The organism is Pseudomonas sp. TH08 (assembly GCF_016651275.1).
Taxonomy (GTDB): domain Bacteria; phylum Pseudomonadota; class Gammaproteobacteria; order Pseudomonadales; family Pseudomonadaceae; genus Aquipseudomonas.
Window position 1 is genome coordinate 1,342,155 of sequence record NZ_JAEKEE010000001.1, and the last position, 19,572, is coordinate 1,361,726.

A 19,572-nucleotide genomic window follows, 5' to 3' on the forward strand; every position below is an offset into this window, starting at 1 on the left:
CCGGGTCGCTGAATCAGCGACCGGCGTCAAACCACACAGATGTTTAGGAGGTTTTAGAAGCGCGCTTTGGGCGTCGCCACCGGAATCGGATGGCTGCCATCGAGCGGCAGGAAACGTCCCTGATCCGCGTCGTAAGCTTTGATTTCACTGGTTTCGATGTTGTAGACCCAGCCATGGATGAACAGATGACCGTTCGCCATGCGTGAGGCTACCGAAGGATGGGTACGCAAGTGCTGCAATTGGGCGATGACGTTTTCCTCGGTGAGGACCGGCATGCTCTCTTTTTCGTCGGCGCAGTTACAGTTTTCATGCACCATGGTTTTTGCCACTTCGGCGTGACGCAACCAGGCTTTGACCGTCGGCATTTTTTCCAGGCTGTCCGGGTTGAGCACCGCGCGCATGGCGCCGCAATCGGAGTGGCCGCAGATGATGATGTGTTGCACGCCGAGCGCCAGTACCGCGTATTCGATGGCGGTGGAAACGCCACCGTTCATCTGGCCGTAAGGCGGTACTACGTTGCCGACGTTACGGGTTACGAACAAATCGCCGGGGGAGCTTTGGGTGATCAGTTCGGGGACGATGCGCGAGTCGGCGCAAGTGATGAACATCGCCTTCGGCGACTGGGCCGTGGCGAGTTTCTTGAAGAGTTCTTCCTGCTGCGGGAAGACCTCATGATGAAAATGCAAAAAGCCGTCAACGATCTGTCGCAGCGCTGCATCGGCGGAGTCCGCCACGGGGACGGCTTGCGCCGACGCAGCTATCGGCTGTTTATCCTTGTCACTCATGATTCATCCTCATAGGCGGATTAGGGGAGTCGTTCCCATGTATTCCGGTGTGAAGCCAGTGGCTGTTTAAAACATCCGGGTCGTCCCGACCCGTCAGTCACTCGATGAACAAGGTAGCCGCCGAAACTTAACTCAAACTGAATCAAACGCTCTAGAACGTGTGTTCCAGGTCACAAAAAATGTGACTGGGTAATTTCGGCGGAAGGATTCCAACCCCTCAACCATAGGCTAATTGTCGCTAAATCAGCGACATCTGGCGACCCGGCGGACAAAAGGCTGATTTTGCCCGCACGGATGTCAATGATCAGGCTCGTCGTGCGGCCGGACCACGAATGCCACCCTCAGGGTTTTTCATGAGTTTTTTACCAGAGCGCTTGCAGGTTAATTTTGCGACACACATGTCGGGTAGTTTTCTGCGGGTTATTTCGTATTATCGAGCTTGCCATGGAGGCAACCACAAAAAGGAGTTTTACATGACAAGTGTTTATCGCTCGAGAGACATTCGGGGTGTGTTCCTCGACCGGATGGTGATTAACGGCCCTCAGCACGAAATTATGATCACTATGCAGTTGGCAACCAAACAGGAACGTGTAGACCCGGTTACCCATGAAAAAACCGAGTCGCTTGCAGACTCCAAAGTAGTCACGGCCATATCGAGGGATCGCGGCAAGACTTTCAGAATGGGTCCTGTCGAAACCGACATTGACGGTGATGGCGACATTGATGCCAAGGACACTGCAAAACTGGCAGCCCTGGCCAAGGCTTACAACAGTATTTTGAATCCCTGAGCCATTATCGGGGCTGACATGAACTCTCATGTCGGCCCCGGTTTAAACACGCATCCGCTGGATTTCAACTAACAGCACGTGGGCAGCAGCCAATGAGTCATCAGATCAGCGACATCTGGCGACCCGGCGGACAAAAGGCTGTGCAATCGAGGTTATAGCCTTCGCGATGATTGAGCCCAAGACGTTTGATGGCTTTGGCAAACCGCTGCGCGAGCAGATCGGCGAACGGCCCTTCGCCACGCATGCGGGCGCCAAAACGGCTGTCGTAGAGCTCGCCGCCACGGCTCTGGCGAATCAGGCTCAGCACATGCGCAGCCCTTTGCGGATAGTGCGCAGCCAGCCATTCCTCGAACAGCGGCGCCACTTCCAGCGGCAGGCGCAACATCATGTACGCGGCACTCTGGGCACCGGCCGCATGGGCCTCGGTGAGCAGGCTTTCGATTTCGCTGTCATTGATCATCGGAATCATCGGCGAACACAGCACGCCGACCGGAATCCCCGCTTCGCGCATCACCCGAATAGCACGCAATCGCGCCTTGGGAGCCGCCGCGCGAGGTTCGAGGATGCGTTTGAGTTCGTCGTCCAGCGTGGTCAGGCTGATCATTACCGCCACCAGCCGTTGCTGCGCCAACTCGGTGAGCAGGTCAAGGTCGCGCAGAATCAGCGAGCCTTTGGTGATGATGGTCACCGGATGGCGATAACGCAGCAGCACTTCGAGGGTCTGGCGGGTGATTTTGTGTTCGCGCTCGATCGGCTGATACGGGTCGGTATTGGAGCCCAGATTGATCGGCGCGCACTGATAGCCTTTTTTCCCGAGCTGTTCTTCCAGCACCTGGGCGGCGTTGGTCTTGGCGATCAGCCTGGTTTCAAAATCCAGCCCCGGCGACATGTCCCAATAGGCGTGGCTGGGCCGCGCGTAGCAATAGATGCAGCCATGCTCGCAACCGCGATAAGGATTGATCGAGCGATCAAAGGGCAGGTCCGGCGAAGTGTTGCGAGTGATGATGGTTTTCGCGGTTTCGATCATCACCTCGGTGTTTTGCGTCTCGGGCACTTCCTGATACCAGCCGTCATCCTCGGCCACCGAACGGCTTGGCGCGAAGCGATTGTGCGGGTCAGTCGCGGTGCCGCGACCGCGAGGAGGGAGAGGGCTGATCATTGCGCGAACCTCAAATCTGTATATGCATACAGTACAGGGTCAAGCCCTGAACCATCCAGTACCGTTCGGCTTAGGAATACAGGTGCGGTTTAGGTCTGCCATGCGCTGGGTTGTTCATATATATAACTGGAACAAGAGACAACCCACGAAACATATGTTGGGTTGTGAAGAAAAATTATCATCTATAGCCTTCGAAAATTACCGGCACTGATGCCTGTGTATGAATTCTAAAAGGATTTAATTTATGTCGTTTCTCAATCAACGTGGTGTATTTCTACAAATGTTGCTTCCGAGTCAATCGGAACCCAATACCATTGTTTCGATGCAACTGGCCCGCAAGGAACTGGGCTGGAATGCCGAGGAGGAGTTGTCGACCGAAGCACTGGTCGATTCGACCTACGTGGTCGCGGTGTCCAGCGATCAAGGCAAGTCCTTCACCATCCGCACGGACAAGAAAGATGTGGACGGCGACGGCGATATTGATAGTGATGACAAGGCCAAGTTGGTAGCACTGGCCAAGGCTTACGTAAGTATCGTTAATCCGTAACGTACACGGTGATAAATGCAAAAAACCTGCATGATTTACGCATGCAGGCTTTTTTGTCCGGACAGTGTTTCGTCAAAACGGTAGCGACCATCTCAGTGATTATTCAAACTTTAAAGTCTCTCATTGAGGCAAAAGAGCCCGCTATTTTTCTGAAAATAAACTCATCGTCCAGATCAATATCGCCATCACCGTCTGCGTCCGTTGACGCCAGCACTTTTGTATACAACCCCTTGTCATAACCTGTGACGGTCACGACTGAATTCGGGCGAGTCAAATCGGAGTTCGCGACATCAAACAAGCCAATGTTGACGTCGGCAAGTTTGCTCCCTGAGGCGTTGTCTCCAAATGAGATAAGCATGCATTTGTAAAGACGTCCTTCACCGACGTTACTCAAGCCGACAATCGCAGAGGCGAGATCGCCTGCCAGGGTGTAATAGGAGTCGTCATCCTCATCAGTGTCGCCGTCGCCCTCGACATCGTCGACTCCGGTGACCGTGTCATATTTTCCGTTGGCGGTATTGGCGTACGCCGTGACGACGACGTCGGGTGCTGAATTAACAACATCGCCATTGTTGTATCGGGAAATTACCGCTTCGGCTGTTCCGATCCCATCCGTGTATCTGAACTCATATAACACTGAATAGCTCATTTCCATGTGCTCCATACCAGCGCGAAATTAAGGGCCATTGAATCTCTGTCCCTTTGCACATTAAGTAACCTAAAAGCGAGCGTCTACTGTCAGAGTTGACAGGTGTATGCATTTACAGCACCGATTGATCAGGTTTGCTGACTGTATGGCTATACACCCTGTCAGGTCTCACAGTAGACCGGGTTCTCTCCAGTCGTTAACTTCAAGGAACCCTCGGCAGATTGCCGGTTGGCGTAACGCAATCAGTTGAAGGATTTGATGCATGGCTATCAGGATATTGCTGGAGATTGCGGATAAAGACCAAAACGGAAATCCGGAGATCGCGTTTTATCACTACGATGAAGATGCGATCGAAATGTTGGACTACGACTACTCGCTGTTCGCCTCTACGTCTCAAGGCAATGGTCGGTATGACCTGATATCCGAAGACGCTGTCGATGCTGTTGATGAAGACATCGACAAATATGAAAGGAAGCTCTATTTGCAGCTGGCTGATGCATTCGCGCAATTATGCGACTTTCAATCCAGGCGTTGAATTACCGCTGACACAGCAAACACATTAATGCCATGTCAGCGGTATTCAATTCTCGTTAATGCGCAGTGACCTGCCCCAGGTCATCCCCGGATGTCGTGTGCATGTCGTTTTTACGCAGATTGGCTACCTCGGCAGCTTTCACCGGCGCGCCTTTATTACCCCAACTGCCACGAATAAAACTCACCACATCCGCCACTTCCTGATCCGACAAGCGCCAGGCGAAACCCGGCATGGTGAAGGTCGAAGGTGCGGTGTGGGTCGCCGGCAAAGTCCCGCCCTTGAGTACGATGTGAATCAGCGAGGTCGGATCTTCCGATTGCAGCACCGGATTGCCCGCCAGCGCCGGGAACACTCGCGTGTAACCGTGGCCATCGGTACGGTGGCACGCCGCGCAGTTATCGATGTACACCGAGGCGCCGCGTTGGCTGTCGTCACCGTTCCACAAGGCTTTGGCGGCTTTCTCGTCGTACTGGTGCGGCTGGTCGGCAGGATCATTGGCCGGCAGCGATTTCAGGTAACGGGCAATCGCGGTCAGGTCGGCGTCGGTCATGTATTGCATGCTGTGGGTGACCACATCGCTCATGCCGCCGAACACCGCGCTGCGATCGCTGCGACCGGTTTTGAGGAATTGCACCAGTTGCTCCTCGCTCCAGCCGCCGAGGCCGTCCTTGTGATCACCGCGCAAACTCTTGGCGATCCAGCCTTCCAGGGGCGCGCTGCCGGCGAGGAAGTTTTTGCCGTCAGTCGCGCTCAGGGATTTTTCCTGCATGGTCAGCGCACGTGGAGTGTGGCAGGCGCCGCAATGGCCGAGGCCTTCAACCAGATACGCGCCACGGTCGATCACCGGGTCGGTACTGGTCGCGGTGTAGTCCTCGACTTTCGGTGCAAACATCCAGCGCCAGCCCATCAGCGGCCAGCGCATGCTCAACGGCCACGGAATGTCGCTGGCCTTGTTCTCCTGCGCGACCGGTTCAACGCCGTGCATAAAGAACGCGTACAGCGCCTTCATGTCGGTTTCGCTGACGCGCGCGTAGGACGGATACGGCATCGCCGGGTACAACGTACTGCCGTTTTTGGCGACGCCATGCCGTACGGCCTGATCGAAGTCTTCGAAGCTGTATTCACCGACGCCGGTTTTATCCGGGGTGATGTTGGTCGAATAGATCGTGCCGATCGGAGTTTCCATCGGCAGGCCGCCGGCGAAAGGTTTGCCGCCCTTGGCGGTATGGCAGGCCACGCAGTCACCGGCGCGGGCGAGGTATTCGCCTTGTTTGATCAATGCCTGATCAACGTCGGCCGCATGGATTGAGGCACTGCCGAGAAGCGCCAGGGTCGCGATAACGAGAGTCTTCATGGTCATCGCTCCTTAAGCCTGAACCAGCGGGCCGGGGTTTTTCAGGTATTGCTCACGGATCGCCTTCGCCGACCAATAGGTCAATGCCGCGACCAGACCGGTCGGGTTGTAACCCAGGCCCTGCGGGAACGCCGACGCACCCGGCACAAAGACGTTATGCACGTCCCAGCTCTGCAAGTAGCGGTTCAGTGCGCTGGTTTTCGGGTCGGTGCCCATGATCGCGCCACCGTTGAGGTGGGTGGTCTGGTAGGCCGCGGTGTTGAAGTGGTCGCCGACTTGCTTGCCGATCACGGCAATGGCTTTCGGGCCCATGGCTTCGGCGATCTTGCCCATTTTCTCGACCATGAAGCGGTTCATCTTAATGTCGTTTTCCTGCCAGTCGAACGTCATCCGCAGCAGCGGCAAGCCGTAGGCATCGCGGTAAACCGGGTCGAGATCGAGGTAGTTGCCACGGTAGGACTGATGCGCGCCGTGGGCGTCCATCGAGACCTGATGGGTGTAGTAATCGGCGGTCGCGCGTTTCCACGCACTGCCCCAGGCCGGTGTGCCCGGCGGGTTGGAAGTGCCGGCAATCGGCCGGCTGCCGGCCTGGTTGACCCACATCGGCGAACCACCGACGAAGCCGTGCGGGCCGTGGTCGAAGTTGTCGGCGTTGAAGTCATCCAGCGCCACGCCGTTACCGCCGGCGCCGATGAAGTTGTTGGTGTGGGTGTCCTTGTCGAAGAACGCCTTGATGGTCGCCATGTTCTGGTAAGCGAAGTTACGCCCGACCACGCCTTCGCCGCTGATCGGGTCGTAGGGTTTGCCGATGCCCGAGAGCAGCATCAAACGCACGTTGTGCAACTGGAACGCGCCGAGGATCACCAGATCCGCCGGTTGCTCGATCTCGCGGCCCTGACCGTCGACGTAGGTGACGCCAGTGGCTTTGCTTTTCGTGCTGTCGAGGTTGATCCGCAGCACGTGCGCGTTGGCGCGCAGCTCGAAATTCGGCAGCGGCTTGAGCGCCGGCAGAATGTTCACGTTCGGCGAGGCTTTGGAATACATGTAGCAAACGTAACCGCTGCAGAACCCGCAGAAGTTGCACGGGCCCATTTGTGCGCCGTAAGGGTTGGTGTAGGGCCCCGAGGTGTTCGCCGAAGGCAGGTTGTAAGGTTTGTAACCGACTTCAGTAGCCGCTTTGCCGAACAGCTGTGCGGAAACGGTGTTCTTCTGCGCTTCCAGCGGGAACGGGTTGGAGCGATCCGGCGCGTAAGGATTGCCGCCCTTGCCCTGACCGACCAGTTGGCCTTTCACGGTCCATGCCTGGCCAGAGGTGCCGAAGACTTTTTCGGCGAAATCGAAGAACGGCTCCAGCTCTTCATAGCTGACGCCGAAGTCCTGGATGGTCATGTCCTTGGGGATAAAGCTTTTGCCGTAGCGCTCTTCGTAGTGGCTACGCATGCGCAACTCGATTGGATCGACGCGAAAGTGCACGCCCGACCAGTGCAGACCGGCGCCGCCGACACCGTTGCCCGGCAGAAACGCGCCCAACTGACGGTTCGGCAGCGCGATGTCATTGACGCTATGGCGAATGGTCACGGTCTCTTTGGAGATGTCCTGGAAGAGTTTTTTGCGCACGCTGTAGGTGAGTTCGTCGATCACCTGTGGATAGTTGCCGTCAGGGTAGGTGTCCTGCATCGGCCCGCGCTCCAGCGCCAGCACGTTGAGCCCAGCCTCGGTCAGCTCTTTGGCCATGATTGCGCCTGTCCAGCCGAAACCGACGATCACTGCGTCGACCTTCTTCATTACCGTTGCCATGCTCACGCCCTCTCGCCGCGAATCGAAACTGCCGGGAAGGGGTATTGCTCGTTGCGTTCCACCCAGTCCATGAAATCGGCGCGGGCGCCGGGGAAGCCGATCATGGTCCAGCCGACCATGCCTTTGTTGCCACCGTGGATCGGGTCGCAGAAGAACCCTTCCTTGGTGTTTTGCAGCAGCAGGTTGAAGAAAATCTTCGCCGGAACCGCGTCGAACTGCGGTTTGCCAGCTTCTAGTTGCTTGAGCAAATCGTCTCGGGTAGCGCTGTCTTGCTCAGCAAATACTTTACCGTTGAGGGATTTTGCCCACTGATCCGTGGCGGCGATGCCGAGGCGATAGATCTCTTTAGGCACCAGTTTGCTCTGCCAACCCATCTCCGGCGCGGCGTCGGCATTGAACGGGCCTTGCATGAACCACAGGGCTCCGGCGGCGTACGGGGTGTTCATCTGCCGGTCGATGTATTCCGGCACGCCAGCTTCGAGCGCGCCCGGACCCTGGGCATCGTTAGGGATCAATTGCGCGACGGCGGCATTGATGAACGCCCATTCTTCGGCGGTGAAATAGCTCGGCTGGTAGACGCTGGCGTCTGTGCGGGCCGGTTGTGCTGGGGGCGCAGGCGGTGCGGTTTCAGGCGCGGCTTGCAAGACGCTGCTGCCCAGCGCGGTACCGGCCAGAGTGACGACCGGAATCAGGGTCAGGGATTTACGCAAAAACTCACGCCGCGGATTGTCTCGATCTGCATCAGACATGGAGGGCACCTCATCAGGCATTAGGGGGTCAGCCGTTTCTGCGAACGGCTTGAGGATTTTTCGTCGCGACGCAACCGGTCTGACCCGGAAAAGGGGGACGAGTCTGCAACATCGTGTGACAAATGGTAGCAGGCTAAGCTTCTGTATGAACCGATTCAGCGGAAAAAACCGCGGTTTTTCTTCAGCGCATGTGCTGAAACAGCTTCGATTCACATTTCTTTGACAATCGGCTCACGGGGCTTTGACCGCTGAACATCGATGCTGTGGCACCTCTCACCGATCAATCCCGACACGGTCACCCCAGCATGTCCCGAGTGCGTTTTTTCCCTGCTTTGTGTTTATCGCTTGTTGCACTATTGCACTGGATGCCCGCTCAGGCTGCGGCGGCGGCAACGGTGCGCCCGAACGAATGGGCGCAACCGGTCGAAGTGCAATACAACCTGTTCCAGATGTCGCCGACGCTCTACCGCAGCGCATTGCCCGATGGTGGGGCGGTGCCGCTGCTGAAAAATCTCAAGGTCGCGACGGTGATCAACTTCCTGCCGGAAGCCGACAGTAGCTGGCTGTCCGACTCTGGCATCAACCAGGTGCAGTTGCCTTATCGCACCAACCATGTCGACGATGCCGACGTTCTCAAGACGCTGCGTGCCATTCAGGCTGCCGAGGCCAATGGCCCGGTGCTGATGCATTGCAAACACGGTTCCGACCGCACCGGCCTGATGGCAGCGATGTATCGAGTGGTGGTGCAGGGCTGGAGCAAAGAAGACGCCTTGAGCGAAATGACCCAGGGCGGTTTTGGTGAAAGCGGCCATTTCCGCGACAGCGTGCGTTATGTGATGCAGGCCGATGCCGACAAATTGCGCACCGCGCTGGCCAATGGTGATTGCAGCACCAGCGCGTTTGCGACCTGCTCGATGAAGAGCTGGTTTCAGTCGGTCAATCTCAAGTGATCGAGCGGCTCAATCGGTCGGGGATGCCAGCAGTCCTGGGTTGACGGGCCGGCCGAGAAAGGCCGCAAGCGCGCTCAGCATCGAACGTGAGTCGCCGGGGGCAAAGAAGGCCTCGCGAAAATCCCGACCGGTTTGTGGATCGAACACGCCATCGCGCTGAAATCGCGTGAACACGGCGCTGGCCAGCACACCCGACCATTTGTAGGCGTAGACCGAGGCCTCGTAACCGGTCACCAGGTAGTCGAAGCCATTGGCAAAGCGGTGATGCCCCGACATTCGCAGTTCCGGGATCTCGCGTTGCACGTCCTCGAACACCTGCTCAAGGCTGCGGCCATCGCCTTGGCTGCAATGCAACTCCAGATCAAACAGCGCACTCATCAGCAACATGCCGGTAGCCCGGCTGGTGTGGGCGCCGATGGCCGTCAGTGCGGTGTTGACGCGTTGTTCTGTCAGGCGTTCGCCGCTCTGGTAATGGGCGCCCAGCCACAGCAGAAATTCGCCTGACAGGCACCAGTGTTCGAACAACTGCCCGGCGAATTCGGCGGTATCGCGGCCGAGTTGGGATATCCCCGACAGGTTACGGTGAGGCGAGCGCGTCAGCACATGTTGCAAACAATGCCCGAATTCGTGGAACAGCACGCGCAGACTCTCGTGGGAAAGCAGGCACGGATGATCCTCGGTGGCGGGGGTGAAGTTGCAGTACAGGTGAGCAATCGGTAGCGAAGGACGTCCTTCGGCGTTGACGCGGCGAATACGCAAAGCTGAAGTGAAGGCGTAGTCGGCAACGTCTTCGCGGTGAAAGGGATCCACGTAGATATGCCCGATCACTTGCCCATGCTCGCTGACTTCCAGAAGCCGAACCGTTTCGTGCCAGTGGCTGAAGGACGTTTGCTCGACAATGGCAATCCCGAAGAGGCGCTCACTGAACTGACAGAGCCGACGCAACGTGCCATCCAGCGGGAAATACTGCCGCAAGCCCTTCAGTGCGCCGTTCAATTGTTCAAGGCGTAATTGCTCGGCAAGGAAGTCCTCATCCCATGCCTGTATCTGCGCTATCCCGCGTGTGTGTGCGAACGCTTTCAGGGCCTTGGCATCGCGCTGCAGGGCTGGCGTATTCGCGGCTATCTGCTGGCGCAAAAAGGCTGCGACGTGTTCTGTGGAAGTGGCCATGCGATTGGCCAGGCGCAACTGCACGAAATTCTCGAAGCCCAACAATTCGGCTTTCTCTTGGCGTAAAGCGAGCAACACGGTCAGGACTGCAGCGTTATCCAGTTCTTGCGCCTGAGGGCCAAGGTCGGACGCTCGATTCATCCATGCCGTGAAACAGTCCTCGCGCAGCGCTCGGTTGTGCGCGTGGCTCATGATCGACCGAAAGGTGTTTTGATCCAGCGTGAGCCGCCAGCCTTCAAGTCCTGCCTGACTGGCATTGAGGGCAAGGCGCGCCTTCACTGCGGCGGGCAAGCCTTCGAGCTGGGTGACGTCGTCGATGTGCCTGCTCCACGCGGCGTTGGCCTGTTCCAGATTGCTTTGAAACACCTGCTCCAAGTGGCGGATGGCGCGGTTCAGGCGGGCGAGCTTGTGTTGCTGTGCTGGCTGAAGATCGATGCCGGACAAGCGGAACTTGCGCAGGATTTTCGCCAGCGAAGCTTTGCGCGGATCATCGAAGCTTGCGGCGACCGAGCTGTTCGCCAGCCGTTGATAGGTTCGGTACAGCGCCGCATCGGTGTTCCTTTCGGCGGTGTACTGAGCTGCCGTCAGGCTGCACAACGCGCTCTCCCTGAGCCAGTCGATATCGTCGGGTCTGACCGTCGAGAGGATTTCGATGATGGCCATGGCTTCATCCAGACGCGCATCGGCTTCATTGATGGCGAGGATCAGGTCGTCCCAGTTCGGCTGCTCGGTCTGGCTGGCGATGACGTGCTCAATGGTCTGCTGATTGTTGGTCACAATCGTTGTGATGGCCGGCAGCAGGTGTTCGGCGCGCACCGTCGACCACGGAGGTAGCGTCCAGTGCTGTAACAGCGGATTGGAATCAGGCATGGCGTCTTCCTTGAGGGATGGCTGAAACAGACAGCCTAATCAGGAAGCGCAGGGGAAGGGCGGTACATAGTTACCACCTTTCACCGAGCAATCGGTGAAAGGTGGGTCATCCGTCAGTGTTGCTCGTCAGGCTTTTTCTTCAGCTTCGGGTTGGGGAAAAACTGCACTGCCTGCACGGTTTTGTCTGGCGCAGGTTTGTTGACAGCGCTGGTGTTAACCCGCGTGCCCAGTTCTTTCGGCACCGACAGCCCTTGCTCGTTGAGCGTGTCGGCGTAACCGCAGGCCACGCATTCACGGTGCGGCACGCTGTCTTCGTTCCACATCATCAACTTGTCCGGCTCGCTGCACGCCGGGCAGACTGCCCCGGCGATAAAGCGTTTTTTGGTAATCACAGGCCCCTCACTCATGCTGCCGCGTCCTCACTCAGGCCGCTGTGGCGTAACAGTGCGTCAATCGATGGCTCACGGCCACGGAAGTCGACGAACAGCACCATCGGCGCCTGCGAACCGCCGCGCGCCAGAATCGCTTCGCGGAAAGCACGACCGGTTTCAGCGTTGAGCACGCCGTCTTCTTCGAACTTGGAAAAGGCATCGGCCGACAATACTTCAGCCCATTTGTAGCTGTAGTAACCCGCTGCGTAACCGCCGGCAAAAATGTGCGCGAAGCTGTTCGGGAAGCGGTTATAGGCTGGCGGACGCATCACCGACACCTCGTCGCGCACGCCTTCCAGCACCTGCGCAACGCTGCGGCCGTCACCGTGAGTGGCGTGCAGTTCGAAGTCGAACAGCGAGAACTCCAGCTGACGCACCATCATCAGGCCGGACTGGAAGTTCTTCGCTGCGAGCATTTTTTCCAGCAGATCCTGGGGCAGCGGTTCGCCGCTTTCGTAGTGACCAGAGATCAGCGCGAGGCCTTCCGGCTCCCAGCACCAGTTTTCCATGAACTGGCTTGGCAGCTCGACCGCGTCCCACGCCACGCCGTTGATACCGGACACGCCGGCATGCTCAACGCGGGTCAGCAGGTGATGCAGGCCATGCCCGAATTCGTGGAACAGCGTGGTCACTTCATCGTGGGTCAGCAGCGCAGGCTTGCCGCTGTCGGCCGGGGTGAAGTTGCACACCAGATTGGCCACCGGGCTCTGCAGCACGCCGTCTACGGTGCGACGGCGGTCGCGGGCGCCGTCCATCCATGCACCGCCACGCTTGTTGGCGCGGGCATAGAGGTCGAAGAAGAAGCGGCCGACGTGCTGACCGTTTTCCTTGATTTCGAACAGGCGTACATCCGGGTGCCAGGTGTCGAAGCCTTTCTGTTCGGCGATTTCGATGCCGTACAGACGTTGCACGATGGCGAACAGACCGCCCAAGACCTTGTCGATCGGGAAGTAGGCGCGCAGGGCTTCCTGGGCGACGCTGTAGCGTTGTTCACGGAGCTTTTCACCGTAGAAACCGCTGTCCCAGCTTTGCAGGTCGGCGCAACCCTGTTCGGCGGCGTAAGCGCGCAGCTGTTGCAGATCCTGCGCGGCGAACGGTTTGCTGCGCTTGGCCAGATCGCGCAGGAAGCTCAGCACCTGATCGCTGGACTCGGCCATTTTGGTCGCCAGGCTCAGCTCGGAGAAGCTGGTGAAGCCCAAGAGTTTGGCCAGTTCCTGACGCAGGTCGAGGATCTCTTCCATCACCGGGCCATTGTCGTTCTGTCCGGCGTTCGGGCCTTGGTCCGAGGCGCGGGTGCAGTAGGCGGCGTAGACTTCTTCGCGCAGCGCACGGTCTTGCGCGTAGGTCATCACCGCGTAGTAGCTCGGGAATTCCAGGGTGATCAGCCAGCCATCGAGGCCTTTGGCCTGTGCAGCAGCGGCCATTTGCGCCTTGGCCGAATCGGTCAGGCCGGCAAGGGCGGCTTCGTCGCTGACGTGCTTGGTCCACGCCTGTGTGGCGTCGAGCAGTTGGTTGGAGAAACGACTGCCCAGTTCGGACAGCTTGCTCTGCACTTCGGCGTAGCGTTTCTGCTCGGCTTCCGGCAGATCGATACCCGACAGACGGAAGTCACGCAGGGCGTGTTCCAGAATAGTCTTTTGCGCCACGTCGAAACCGGCGGCTTCGGGGCTGTTGGCCAGCGCTTCAAACGCCTGGAACAGTTCGCGGTTCTGGCCCATCTCGGTGGAGTAGGCGCTCAGGGCGGGCAGGCACGACTCGTAGGCTTCACGCAATTCGGCGCTGTTGCACACGGCGTTGAGGTGGCTGACGGGGCTCCAGGCGGCGCTGAGGCGATCATTGAGTTCGTCCATCGCCAATACCAGGCCGGCCCAGGTCGGGTTCTGCACCTGAGTCTTGAGAATTTCGGCAATGGCGGCGCGGTTGTCGGCCAGGATCGTTTCGATGGCGGGCAGGACGTGTTCGGCACGGATCGTGGAGAACGGTGGCAGGTCGTAGGACTGCAGCAGAGGGTTGTTCACGCTCACGGTTGGCACCTTGGCTGGGGAAACATGCAACCATCTTAATTACAATCGGCATTCACCGCAGCTATCGGCGACAGAGAGAGAAATTATCGTGTCCGTTCGCAAGTACCAGAATCACACCCCCAGCCTGCGCAAAGGCGCGTTTGTTGACGCCTCGGCGGTGGTGATCGGCGACGTCGAAATTGGTGAAGACAGCTCGGTCTGGCCGCTGACCGTGATCCGTGGCGACATGCACCGCATCCGCATCGGCGCGCGCACCAGCGTGCAGGACGGCTGCGTGTTGCACATCACCCACGCCGGCCCGTTCAACCCGGACGGCTTCCCGCTGCTGATCGGCGATGACGTGACCATCGCTCACAAAGTCATGCTGCACGGCTGCACAGTCGGCAGCCGCGTGTTGATCGGCATGGGCAGCATCGTCATGGACGGCGCGGTGGTCGAGGATGATGTGATCATCGGCGCTGGCAGTCTGGTGCCGCCGGGCAAGCGCTTGGAAAGTGGTTTCCTCTACGTGGGCAGCCCGGTGAAACAGATTCGCCCGTTAAGCGACAAGGAAAATGCCTTCTTCACCTACAGCGCCGCCAACTACGTGAAGCTCAAGGATCTGCATCTGGCCGAAGGCTACGACCAGATCTGAATCGACTGACACCTGCTTGGGAATATTCATGCATTACCAAACCGTACTGTTCGACCTCGATGGCACCCTGACCGACCCGCGTGAGGGCATCACCCGTTCCATCCAGTTCGCCCTGGCCAAACTCGGTATCGATGAGCCGGACCTGACCAAACTCGAACACTTCATCGGCCCGCCGCTGCTACAGGCATTCATGCAGTTCTACGACTTCGACGAGGCCAAGGCGTGGGACGCGGTGAATTTCTATCGCGAGCGTTTCAAAGTCACCGGCCTCTATGAAAACCGCGTGTTCGATGGTGTTACGCCGTTGCTGGAAACCCTCAGTGGTCAAGGTCGGCAGCTGTATATCGCGACGTCCAAGCCGTGGATTTTCGCCCGTGAGATTGCCCGGCATTTCGACTTCGCCCGACACTTCAAGGTGATTTACGGAAGCGAGCTGGATGGCACGCGCACCAACAAGGTTGAGTTGATTGCGCACTTGATCAAAGAAGAGGGTTTGGACCCGGCGAACACGCTGATGATCGGCGACCGCAAACATGACCTCATCGGTGCACGCAGCAATGGCCTGGATGCGGCGGCGGTGGGCTATGGGTTTGGCAGTTTTGAAGAATTGAATGCCGAAGCACCGGCTTATCACTTTGAAACACTGGACGAGTTGCATCAGGCATTTCTGCGGCGCTGATCAGTACGCTATCGCGAGCAGGCTCACTCCTACATTTGGAACGCATTCCCCTGTAGGAGTGAGCCTGCTCGCGATGACGTCCTCCCAGCCAACTCAACTGTCTGGATCTGCCAATATTTTCAAAGCCGCTTTACGCTCAGACACCGGCAGTTCACCCAATTTCTCGACCTCGACATAAAACCTCTGCCAATCTCCCTCGACCTTTTTGAACAACGCCGAAAACGCCGGCACCCATTGGTCATACAGTCCAAACGGCAACAACCGCGCGTTGTTCAATGGCGCATTCACCCAGGCGTCATAGCGCTTGTCCCCGGCCCATTGGCTGTCGCGAATGACTCGGTAATCCCGGCGAAACTGCTCGAATTCTGCCGCTTTGCGTTCGCGCATCTGTTCCACCGGCAATGGTTGGGCGTACAGCTTCTCCAACCGAGAGCGGGTATCCAGCACCAACGCAATAAACTGGTCACGCTGCTGCAACCGTGAATCGGTATCTGCGGGCAATCCGCGAGACGCCCGCCACTGCCGCGTGCCTTCCTGCTCGACAAACGTGGCAAAGGACTCGTTGAACTCGGTGTCGTCCTTCACATAAAAGCGCTGATGCGCCAGTTCGTGAAAAATAAGCGTGGCCAGGCGTTCGTCGCCCCAACCCATCATGGTGTTGATGATCGGGTCATTGAACCAGCCGAGCGTCGAGTACGCCTCGACACCGCCAATCGACACGTCCATACCCTGCAAACGCTGGATCGCCGCTTCGCCGCGTGCCGCGCCTTGGCTGTAGTAACCGCGATATGCCACGCACCCGGCAATCGGAAAGCAATGGTTCTGCGGTGTCAGGGAAAACTCCTGAGTGGCGAACACATTCCACACCACGAACGGCCGGCCAATGTCGGCGTACAGGCGATAGCTCTGATTGTCCGGCAACTGCAGGTGCTCGCTGGCGAATGCGCGGGCTTTTTGCGACTGGGCCAGATGCTTGCGCAATGTCGCGTCGCGGCTCGGGTCGGCAATGACCTTTTCCACCGGCTCGCGCGCCCGCAGCAATTGCAACTGACCACTGGCCAACTGGCCGTAATAGCTGACGCTGGTGCAACCGTTGAGCAACAAAAGCAACACACCCGGAAACAAAACCCGAAAAACGCGATCAAGTAACCCATGGCTTGGAAAAGGCCTGATCAAAATAAGAAATCCCCCCGGAGAGTCTGCTCGCAAGACTATCCCGCCTAAAGGAGCACCGCTATGCGCATGTTGATGCTGACGGGAGGCCTGCTGACATTGGCCGGTTGTGCCGGATTCGGAATGCCCGATCCTGACCCTTCGCAAGCCTGGATCGATCTCGATGCACGGCAACAAGACACGGCGCTGCAAGCGCTGGAAGTCGATCGCAAGTCCGCCGTCGACAAACGCTACTTCGAGGTACAGCCCGGCAGCCATGAACTGAAGGTGCGTTATCAATTTCCGGTGGCCGCGACCAACATCGGCCCCGACGCTGAACCGCTGTGGCGCGATTGTCAGATGAACGTGAAATTCAAGGATTTCAATGCTGGCCAGCGCTATCAGTTGCAGGCCGGCAGCATCGGTTTCCGGCCGTGGGCCAAGCTCTATGACGAGCAACGCAACGTCGTTGGGCAGGGCACGCCGGCGGGCTGTCAGAAGACCTGATCGGCGTTATGCTGGATGTCCAAATCAAAGGACATCGATCATGCGCAGGTTGACGCTGTTGCTCGCTGCAAGTCTCGTTGCTGGCTGCCAGAGCCCGCTGCCGTCGGCGGATCCCGGTAAAGCCTGGGTCGACTTTGCGATGCCGGCACCCGGCGGCAAAGTGCTGATGGCCGAGCGGCTGGACAACGTGCGCCTGGAGGACGGGCGCTTTTTTCAAGTCGCGCCGGGCAGTCACGAATTACGCGTGCGGTTTGACTTCGAAGTGTTTGGCGGTGGCGGCAGCTTGATGAACGGCCCAGTCGAGCGTCTGTGCTACTTGTACATCCGCTACGACCATTTCGAGGCCGGGCAACGTTATGTGCTGGAAGGGCGTTCGCTGGCATTCACCCCAAGTGCCCGGCTTTACAACGCCAAGCGCGAAATCGTCGCCGAGGATCACGACTACAACTGCATTATCTGAGGTGATTCAGTCACCATTCTTCTGATAGATGATTGCTTTGGTGCCGTTCTCACAAGAACCGACAACCATTGCGATGTCATGTTTTTCGGCTTCTTCCTTGCTGACGATTTCCAGCGTGTAGGACGGCACTGCTTTAGCCTGAATCTTTACCTCGATCTCTTTTCTGAGTTCTTCGCAATCTTTGGGTGCCGCAACAACCGAGGTGGCCAATGCACTGCAGAGGATCGCCAAGCCAATACGTTTCATGAGTGAAGCTCCCTGAGGCAGCGCGCACGGGCGTGCGCTGAAGCTGCTGTCACCTATTCGACCATATTTCCACAAAACGAGTTCTGACTTCGCTCACATCTTGTGCTGAAGGTTTCAAACCCTAGGTTATCTGCAGATGGCTATCGCGAGCAGGCTCACTCCTACAGAGGATCTCGGTTGTTCACAATAATTGTGCCCGCTGGAGATCAACTGTAGGAGTGAGCCTGCTCGCGATAGCATCAGTCCGGTCAACACCGAATCAGCTGACCAGCGTGGCCTCAAGGCTAATCTTGGCATTCAGCACCTTGGACACTGGGCACCCTTCCTTGGCCTTTTTGCTCAGCTCATCAAACTGCGCCTGCGTCGCCCCAGGGATTTTCGCCTTGAGGATCAGCTTTACCGCCGTGATCGCGAAACCGCCCTCAACCTGATCAAGGGTGACTTCTGCCTGGGTGTCGATGCTGTCGGCCTTGAGGCCCGCATCGCCGAGAATCATCGAGAACGCCATCGAGAAACAACCGGCATGCGCGGCGCCGATCAGTTCTTCCGGGTTGGTGCCCTTGCCGCCTTCGAAACGTGCCTTGAAGCCGTATGGTGCTTCTCTGAGGACACCGGTTTCGGTGGAAATCGAGCCGATGCCGGTTTTCAGGTCACCTGCCCAATGTGCGGATGCTTTCTTCACGATAGCCATGTCTGCCTCCTCAAGATCTGGCGCGGAATGCCGCGCCGACGTGGTTTTTGCTTGCAAGGCTTCTGAGGATAGATGGCGCGACAAAGTTCAGCCTGTCTGAATCGTTGACTTTTTTAGTAGGAAATTTCGACGCTGCTATTGAAACTCGGGTATATGCCCTCATTGCACAAAACACGCTTATGGATTCGGCAGGTTTTCGTTCGCAAGAAAAACCTGCCTCCTCACTTGGAGAAGCAGGTTTATGAAGCAACTCTCGGACGTAAAATTTTCTACCCTCGATCTGGTGCCGGTTCGCGAAAACGGCAGCCCGGCGCAGTCTCTGCGCAACTCGCTCGATCTGGCGCAGCATGCCGAGAAGTTCGGCTACACGCGGTTCTGGGTGGCCGAACACCACAACATGGATGGCATCGCCAGCTCGGCGACATCGGTGTTACTCGGCTATCTGGCCGGTGGTACATCGACCATTCGCGTCGGCTCGGGTGGTGTCATGCTGCCCAACCATGCGCCGCTGGTGATTGCCGAGCAGTTCGGCACCCTTGAAAGTTTGTATCCTGGGCGGATCGATCTGGGCTTGGGCCGTGCGCCCGGCTCCGATCAGATGACCGCGCGGGCCCTGCGCCGTGAACGCTCTGGCAGTGCCGATGATTTCCCTGAAGACGTTGCCGAACTGGCACGCTTCCTTGGCCCGCGCACGCCGGATCAACGCGTGATCGCTATGCCGGGCACCGGCACCAACGTGCCGATCTGGTTGCTTGGCTCCAGTCTGTTCAGTGCGCAATTGGCCGGCGAGCGCGGTTTGCCCTACGCCTTCGCCTCGCATTTCGCACCGCGCTTCATGCATGAGGCGATTCGTGTCTATCGCAATCACTTCAAGCCGTCGGCGGTGCTCGACAAGCCGTATGTGATGCTCGGCGTGCCACTCGTGGCAGCGGATACCGATGAGCAAGCCGATTATCTGGCGACGTCGGTGTACCAGCGCATTCTTGCGCTGATGCGTGGGCAAAGTCTGGTGCAGCGCCCGCCGGTGAAAACCATGGAAGGCCTGTGGCTGCCGCACGAGCGTGAGGCGGTGGGCGATTTCCTCGGTCTGGCGATGGTCGGCAGCCCGCAGAAGATCCGCGCGAAACTCGAAGTGCTGATCGAGCAAACCCAGGCCGATGAGCTGATTTTCACCAGTGATCTCTACGAACACGCCGACCGCGTGCATTCCTACGAACTGCTGGCGCAGGTGATGAAGGGATAACGCCAATCCCTGTAGGAGTGAGCCTGCTCGCGATGGCGTTTCCATAGTCACTGGATTGTTGACTGTTACGCCGCCATCGCGAGCAGGCTCACTCCTACAGGGGGAATGTATCGTTCACAAAAAAGCCGACGCATTGGCGTCGGCTTTTTGCA

Annotated in this window: 21 protein-coding genes; 9 read left to right on the forward strand and 12 right to left on the reverse strand. The window is 58.1% G+C overall.

Annotated features, from left to right (window positions below; genetic code table 11):
* Positions 1-53: 53 nt before the first annotated feature.
* Positions 54-785: a carbonic anhydrase gene (locus JFT91_RS06330; protein ID WP_201231848.1), complete on the reverse strand. Its 732-nt coding sequence runs from the start codon at positions 783-785 to the stop codon at positions 54-56.
* 353 nt (positions 786-1,138) lie between these two features.
* Between JFT91_RS06330 and JFT91_RS06335 the strand changes: the two genes are divergently transcribed.
* Positions 1,139-1,573 (forward strand): hypothetical protein, encoded by a 435-nt coding sequence (locus tag JFT91_RS06335; protein WP_242489222.1) that lies wholly within the window; start codon positions 1,139-1,141, stop codon positions 1,571-1,573.
* Between the two features lie 100 nt (positions 1,574-1,673).
* Here JFT91_RS06335 and JFT91_RS06340 read toward each other — a convergent pair whose 3' ends face one another.
* Positions 1,674-2,732 (reverse strand): PA0069 family radical SAM protein, encoded by a 1,059-nt coding sequence (locus tag JFT91_RS06340; RefSeq protein ID WP_201231849.1) that lies wholly within the window; start codon positions 2,730-2,732, stop codon positions 1,674-1,676.
* 244 nt (positions 2,733-2,976) lie between these two features.
* On the opposite strand from JFT91_RS06340, the gene JFT91_RS06345 reads away from it, so the two are divergent.
* A complete protein-coding gene (locus tag JFT91_RS06345) occupies positions 2,977-3,279 on the forward strand; it encodes a hypothetical protein (protein WP_201231850.1) in 303 nt (100 codons plus the stop codon).
* Between the two features lie 103 nt (positions 3,280-3,382).
* Here the strand turns inward: JFT91_RS06345 and JFT91_RS06350 are convergent, their stop codons facing one another.
* Positions 3,383-3,928, reverse strand: a complete 546-nt coding sequence (locus JFT91_RS06350; protein ID WP_201231851.1) for a hypothetical protein — start codon at positions 3,926-3,928, stop codon at positions 3,383-3,385.
* A gap of 262 nt (positions 3,929-4,190) precedes the next feature.
* Between JFT91_RS06350 and JFT91_RS06355 the strand changes: the two genes are divergently transcribed.
* Entirely contained in the window at positions 4,191-4,463 is a 273-nt protein-coding gene (locus JFT91_RS06355) for a hypothetical protein (RefSeq protein WP_201231852.1), read from the forward strand.
* Between the two features lie 55 nt (positions 4,464-4,518).
* Here JFT91_RS06355 and JFT91_RS06360 read toward each other — a convergent pair whose 3' ends face one another.
* The 3 genes from JFT91_RS06360 to JFT91_RS06370 are packed head-to-tail and all read right to left on the reverse strand — an operon-like array spanning position 4,519 to position 8,363.
* Positions 4,519-5,817, reverse strand: a complete 1,299-nt coding sequence (locus tag JFT91_RS06360; protein ID WP_201231853.1) for a c-type cytochrome — start codon at positions 5,815-5,817, stop codon at positions 4,519-4,521.
* A gap of 12 nt (positions 5,818-5,829) precedes the next feature.
* Entirely contained in the window at positions 5,830-7,614 is a 1,785-nt protein-coding gene (locus JFT91_RS06365; RefSeq protein WP_201229631.1) for a GMC family oxidoreductase, read from the reverse strand.
* 2 nt (positions 7,615-7,616) lie between these two features.
* The gene (locus JFT91_RS06370; RefSeq protein WP_201231854.1) at positions 7,617-8,363 is read right to left on the reverse strand and encodes a gluconate 2-dehydrogenase subunit 3 family protein; all 747 of its coding nucleotides are present in this window, start codon (positions 8,361-8,363) and stop codon (positions 7,617-7,619) included.
* Positions 8,364-8,668: 305 nt separating this feature from the next.
* Here JFT91_RS06370 and JFT91_RS06375 point away from each other — a divergent pair, with 305 nt between their 5' ends.
* Positions 8,669-9,313: a dual specificity protein phosphatase family protein gene (locus tag JFT91_RS06375; RefSeq protein ID WP_201231855.1), complete on the forward strand. Its 645-nt coding sequence runs from the start codon at positions 8,669-8,671 to the stop codon at positions 9,311-9,313.
* Positions 9,314-9,322: 9 nt separating this feature from the next.
* Here JFT91_RS06375 and JFT91_RS06380 read toward each other — a convergent pair whose 3' ends face one another.
* The 3 genes from JFT91_RS06380 to prlC form a co-directional block, all read right to left on the reverse strand.
* On the reverse strand, positions 9,323-11,353 hold the full coding sequence (locus JFT91_RS06380) for a M3 family metallopeptidase (RefSeq protein WP_201231856.1): 2,031 nt from the start codon (positions 11,351-11,353) through the stop codon (positions 9,323-9,325).
* A gap of 113 nt (positions 11,354-11,466) precedes the next feature.
* Positions 11,467-11,760, reverse strand: a complete 294-nt coding sequence (locus JFT91_RS06385) for a YheV family putative zinc ribbon protein (protein WP_201229636.1) — start codon at positions 11,758-11,760, stop codon at positions 11,467-11,469.
* Positions 11,757-13,808, reverse strand: a complete 2,052-nt coding sequence (prlC, locus tag JFT91_RS06390) for an oligopeptidase A (RefSeq protein WP_201231857.1) — start codon at positions 13,806-13,808, stop codon at positions 11,757-11,759. The genes JFT91_RS06385 and prlC overlap by 4 nt, the downstream gene beginning before the upstream one ends.
* Positions 13,809-13,896: 88 nt before the next feature.
* On the opposite strand from prlC, the gene JFT91_RS06395 reads away from it, so the two are divergent.
* Positions 13,897-14,442 carry a gamma carbonic anhydrase family protein gene (locus JFT91_RS06395; protein WP_201229638.1) on the forward strand — a complete coding sequence of 182 codons (546 nt, stop codon included), beginning with the start codon at positions 13,897-13,899 and terminating at the stop codon, positions 14,440-14,442.
* 28 nt (positions 14,443-14,470) lie between these two features.
* The gene (locus JFT91_RS06400) at positions 14,471-15,121 is read left to right on the forward strand and encodes an HAD family hydrolase (protein ID WP_201231858.1); all 651 of its coding nucleotides are present in this window, start codon (positions 14,471-14,473) and stop codon (positions 15,119-15,121) included.
* A gap of 93 nt (positions 15,122-15,214) precedes the next feature.
* Here JFT91_RS06400 and JFT91_RS06405 read toward each other — a convergent pair whose 3' ends face one another.
* Entirely contained in the window at positions 15,215-16,297 is a 1,083-nt protein-coding gene (locus JFT91_RS06405) for an aminopeptidase (RefSeq protein ID WP_201231859.1), read from the reverse strand.
* A 60-nt stretch (positions 16,298-16,357) separates the two neighbouring features.
* Between JFT91_RS06405 and JFT91_RS06410 the strand changes: the two genes are divergently transcribed.
* Together JFT91_RS06410 and JFT91_RS06415 are read left to right on the forward strand one after the other, a co-directional pair.
* Complete coding sequence (locus JFT91_RS06410) at positions 16,358-16,780, forward strand: PA0061/PA0062 family lipoprotein (RefSeq protein ID WP_201229644.1); 423 nt, start codon at positions 16,358-16,360, stop codon at positions 16,778-16,780.
* A 40-nt stretch (positions 16,781-16,820) separates the two neighbouring features.
* Entirely contained in the window at positions 16,821-17,240 is a 420-nt protein-coding gene (locus JFT91_RS06415; protein WP_201231860.1) for a PA0061/PA0062 family lipoprotein, read from the forward strand.
* 6 nt (positions 17,241-17,246) lie between these two features.
* On the opposite strand, the gene JFT91_RS06420 is transcribed toward JFT91_RS06415, so the two are convergent.
* Complete coding sequence (locus JFT91_RS06420) at positions 17,247-17,486, reverse strand: DUF1161 domain-containing protein (RefSeq protein ID WP_201231861.1); 240 nt, start codon at positions 17,484-17,486, stop codon at positions 17,247-17,249.
* A gap of 259 nt (positions 17,487-17,745) precedes the next feature.
* On the reverse strand, positions 17,746-18,177 hold the full coding sequence (locus tag JFT91_RS06425; protein ID WP_201229648.1) for an OsmC family protein: 432 nt from the start codon (positions 18,175-18,177) through the stop codon (positions 17,746-17,748).
* 241 nt (positions 18,178-18,418) lie between these two features.
* On the opposite strand from JFT91_RS06425, the gene JFT91_RS06430 reads away from it, so the two are divergent.
* Positions 18,419-19,420, forward strand: coding sequence for an LLM class flavin-dependent oxidoreductase (locus tag JFT91_RS06430; RefSeq protein ID WP_201147185.1), 1,002 nt, complete (start codon positions 18,419-18,421; stop codon positions 19,418-19,420).
* Positions 19,421-19,572 lie beyond the last annotated feature (152 nt).

What these genes read in the sequence shown, in the direction of transcription:
- JFT91_RS06330 (WP_201231848.1), bottom strand. Translation starts at nt 785, where the DNA reads ATGAGTGACAAGGATAAACAGCCGATAGCTGCGTCGGCGCAAGCCGTC.
- JFT91_RS06335 (WP_242489222.1), top strand. Translation starts at nt 1,139, where the DNA reads ATGAGTTTTTTACCAGAGCGCTTGCAGGTTAATTTTGCGACACACATG.
- JFT91_RS06340 (WP_201231849.1), bottom strand. Translation starts at nt 2,732, where the DNA reads ATGATCAGCCCTCTCCCTCCTCGCGGTCGCGGCACCGCGACTGACCCG.
- JFT91_RS06345 (WP_201231850.1), top strand. Translation starts at nt 2,977, where the DNA reads ATGTCGTTTCTCAATCAACGTGGTGTATTTCTACAAATGTTGCTTCCG.
- JFT91_RS06350 (WP_201231851.1), bottom strand. Translation starts at nt 3,928, where the DNA reads ATGAGCTATTCAGTGTTATATGAGTTCAGATACACGGATGGGATCGGA.
- JFT91_RS06355 (WP_201231852.1), top strand. Translation starts at nt 4,191, where the DNA reads ATGGCTATCAGGATATTGCTGGAGATTGCGGATAAAGACCAAAACGGA.
- JFT91_RS06360 (WP_201231853.1), bottom strand. Translation starts at nt 5,817, where the DNA reads ATGAAGACTCTCGTTATCGCGACCCTGGCGCTTCTCGGCAGTGCCTCA.
- JFT91_RS06365 (WP_201229631.1), bottom strand. Translation starts at nt 7,614, where the DNA reads ATGGCAACGGTAATGAAGAAGGTCGACGCAGTGATCGTCGGTTTCGGC.
- JFT91_RS06370 (WP_201231854.1), bottom strand. Translation starts at nt 8,363, where the DNA reads ATGTCTGATGCAGATCGAGACAATCCGCGGCGTGAGTTTTTGCGTAAA.
- JFT91_RS06375 (WP_201231855.1), top strand. Translation starts at nt 8,669, where the DNA reads ATGTCCCGAGTGCGTTTTTTCCCTGCTTTGTGTTTATCGCTTGTTGCA.
- JFT91_RS06380 (WP_201231856.1), bottom strand. Translation starts at nt 11,353, where the DNA reads ATGCCTGATTCCAATCCGCTGTTACAGCACTGGACGCTACCTCCGTGG.
- JFT91_RS06385 (WP_201229636.1), bottom strand. Translation starts at nt 11,760, where the DNA reads ATGAGTGAGGGGCCTGTGATTACCAAAAAACGCTTTATCGCCGGGGCA.
- JFT91_RS06400 (WP_201231858.1), top strand. Translation starts at nt 14,471, where the DNA reads ATGCATTACCAAACCGTACTGTTCGACCTCGATGGCACCCTGACCGAC.
- JFT91_RS06410 (WP_201229644.1), top strand. Translation starts at nt 16,358, where the DNA reads ATGCGCATGTTGATGCTGACGGGAGGCCTGCTGACATTGGCCGGTTGT.
- JFT91_RS06415 (WP_201231860.1), top strand. Translation starts at nt 16,821, where the DNA reads ATGCGCAGGTTGACGCTGTTGCTCGCTGCAAGTCTCGTTGCTGGCTGC.
- JFT91_RS06420 (WP_201231861.1), bottom strand. Translation starts at nt 17,486, where the DNA reads ATGAAACGTATTGGCTTGGCGATCCTCTGCAGTGCATTGGCCACCTCG.
- JFT91_RS06425 (WP_201229648.1), bottom strand. Translation starts at nt 18,177, where the DNA reads ATGGCTATCGTGAAGAAAGCATCCGCACATTGGGCAGGTGACCTGAAA.
- JFT91_RS06430 (WP_201147185.1), top strand. Translation starts at nt 18,419, where the DNA reads ATGAAGCAACTCTCGGACGTAAAATTTTCTACCCTCGATCTGGTGCCG.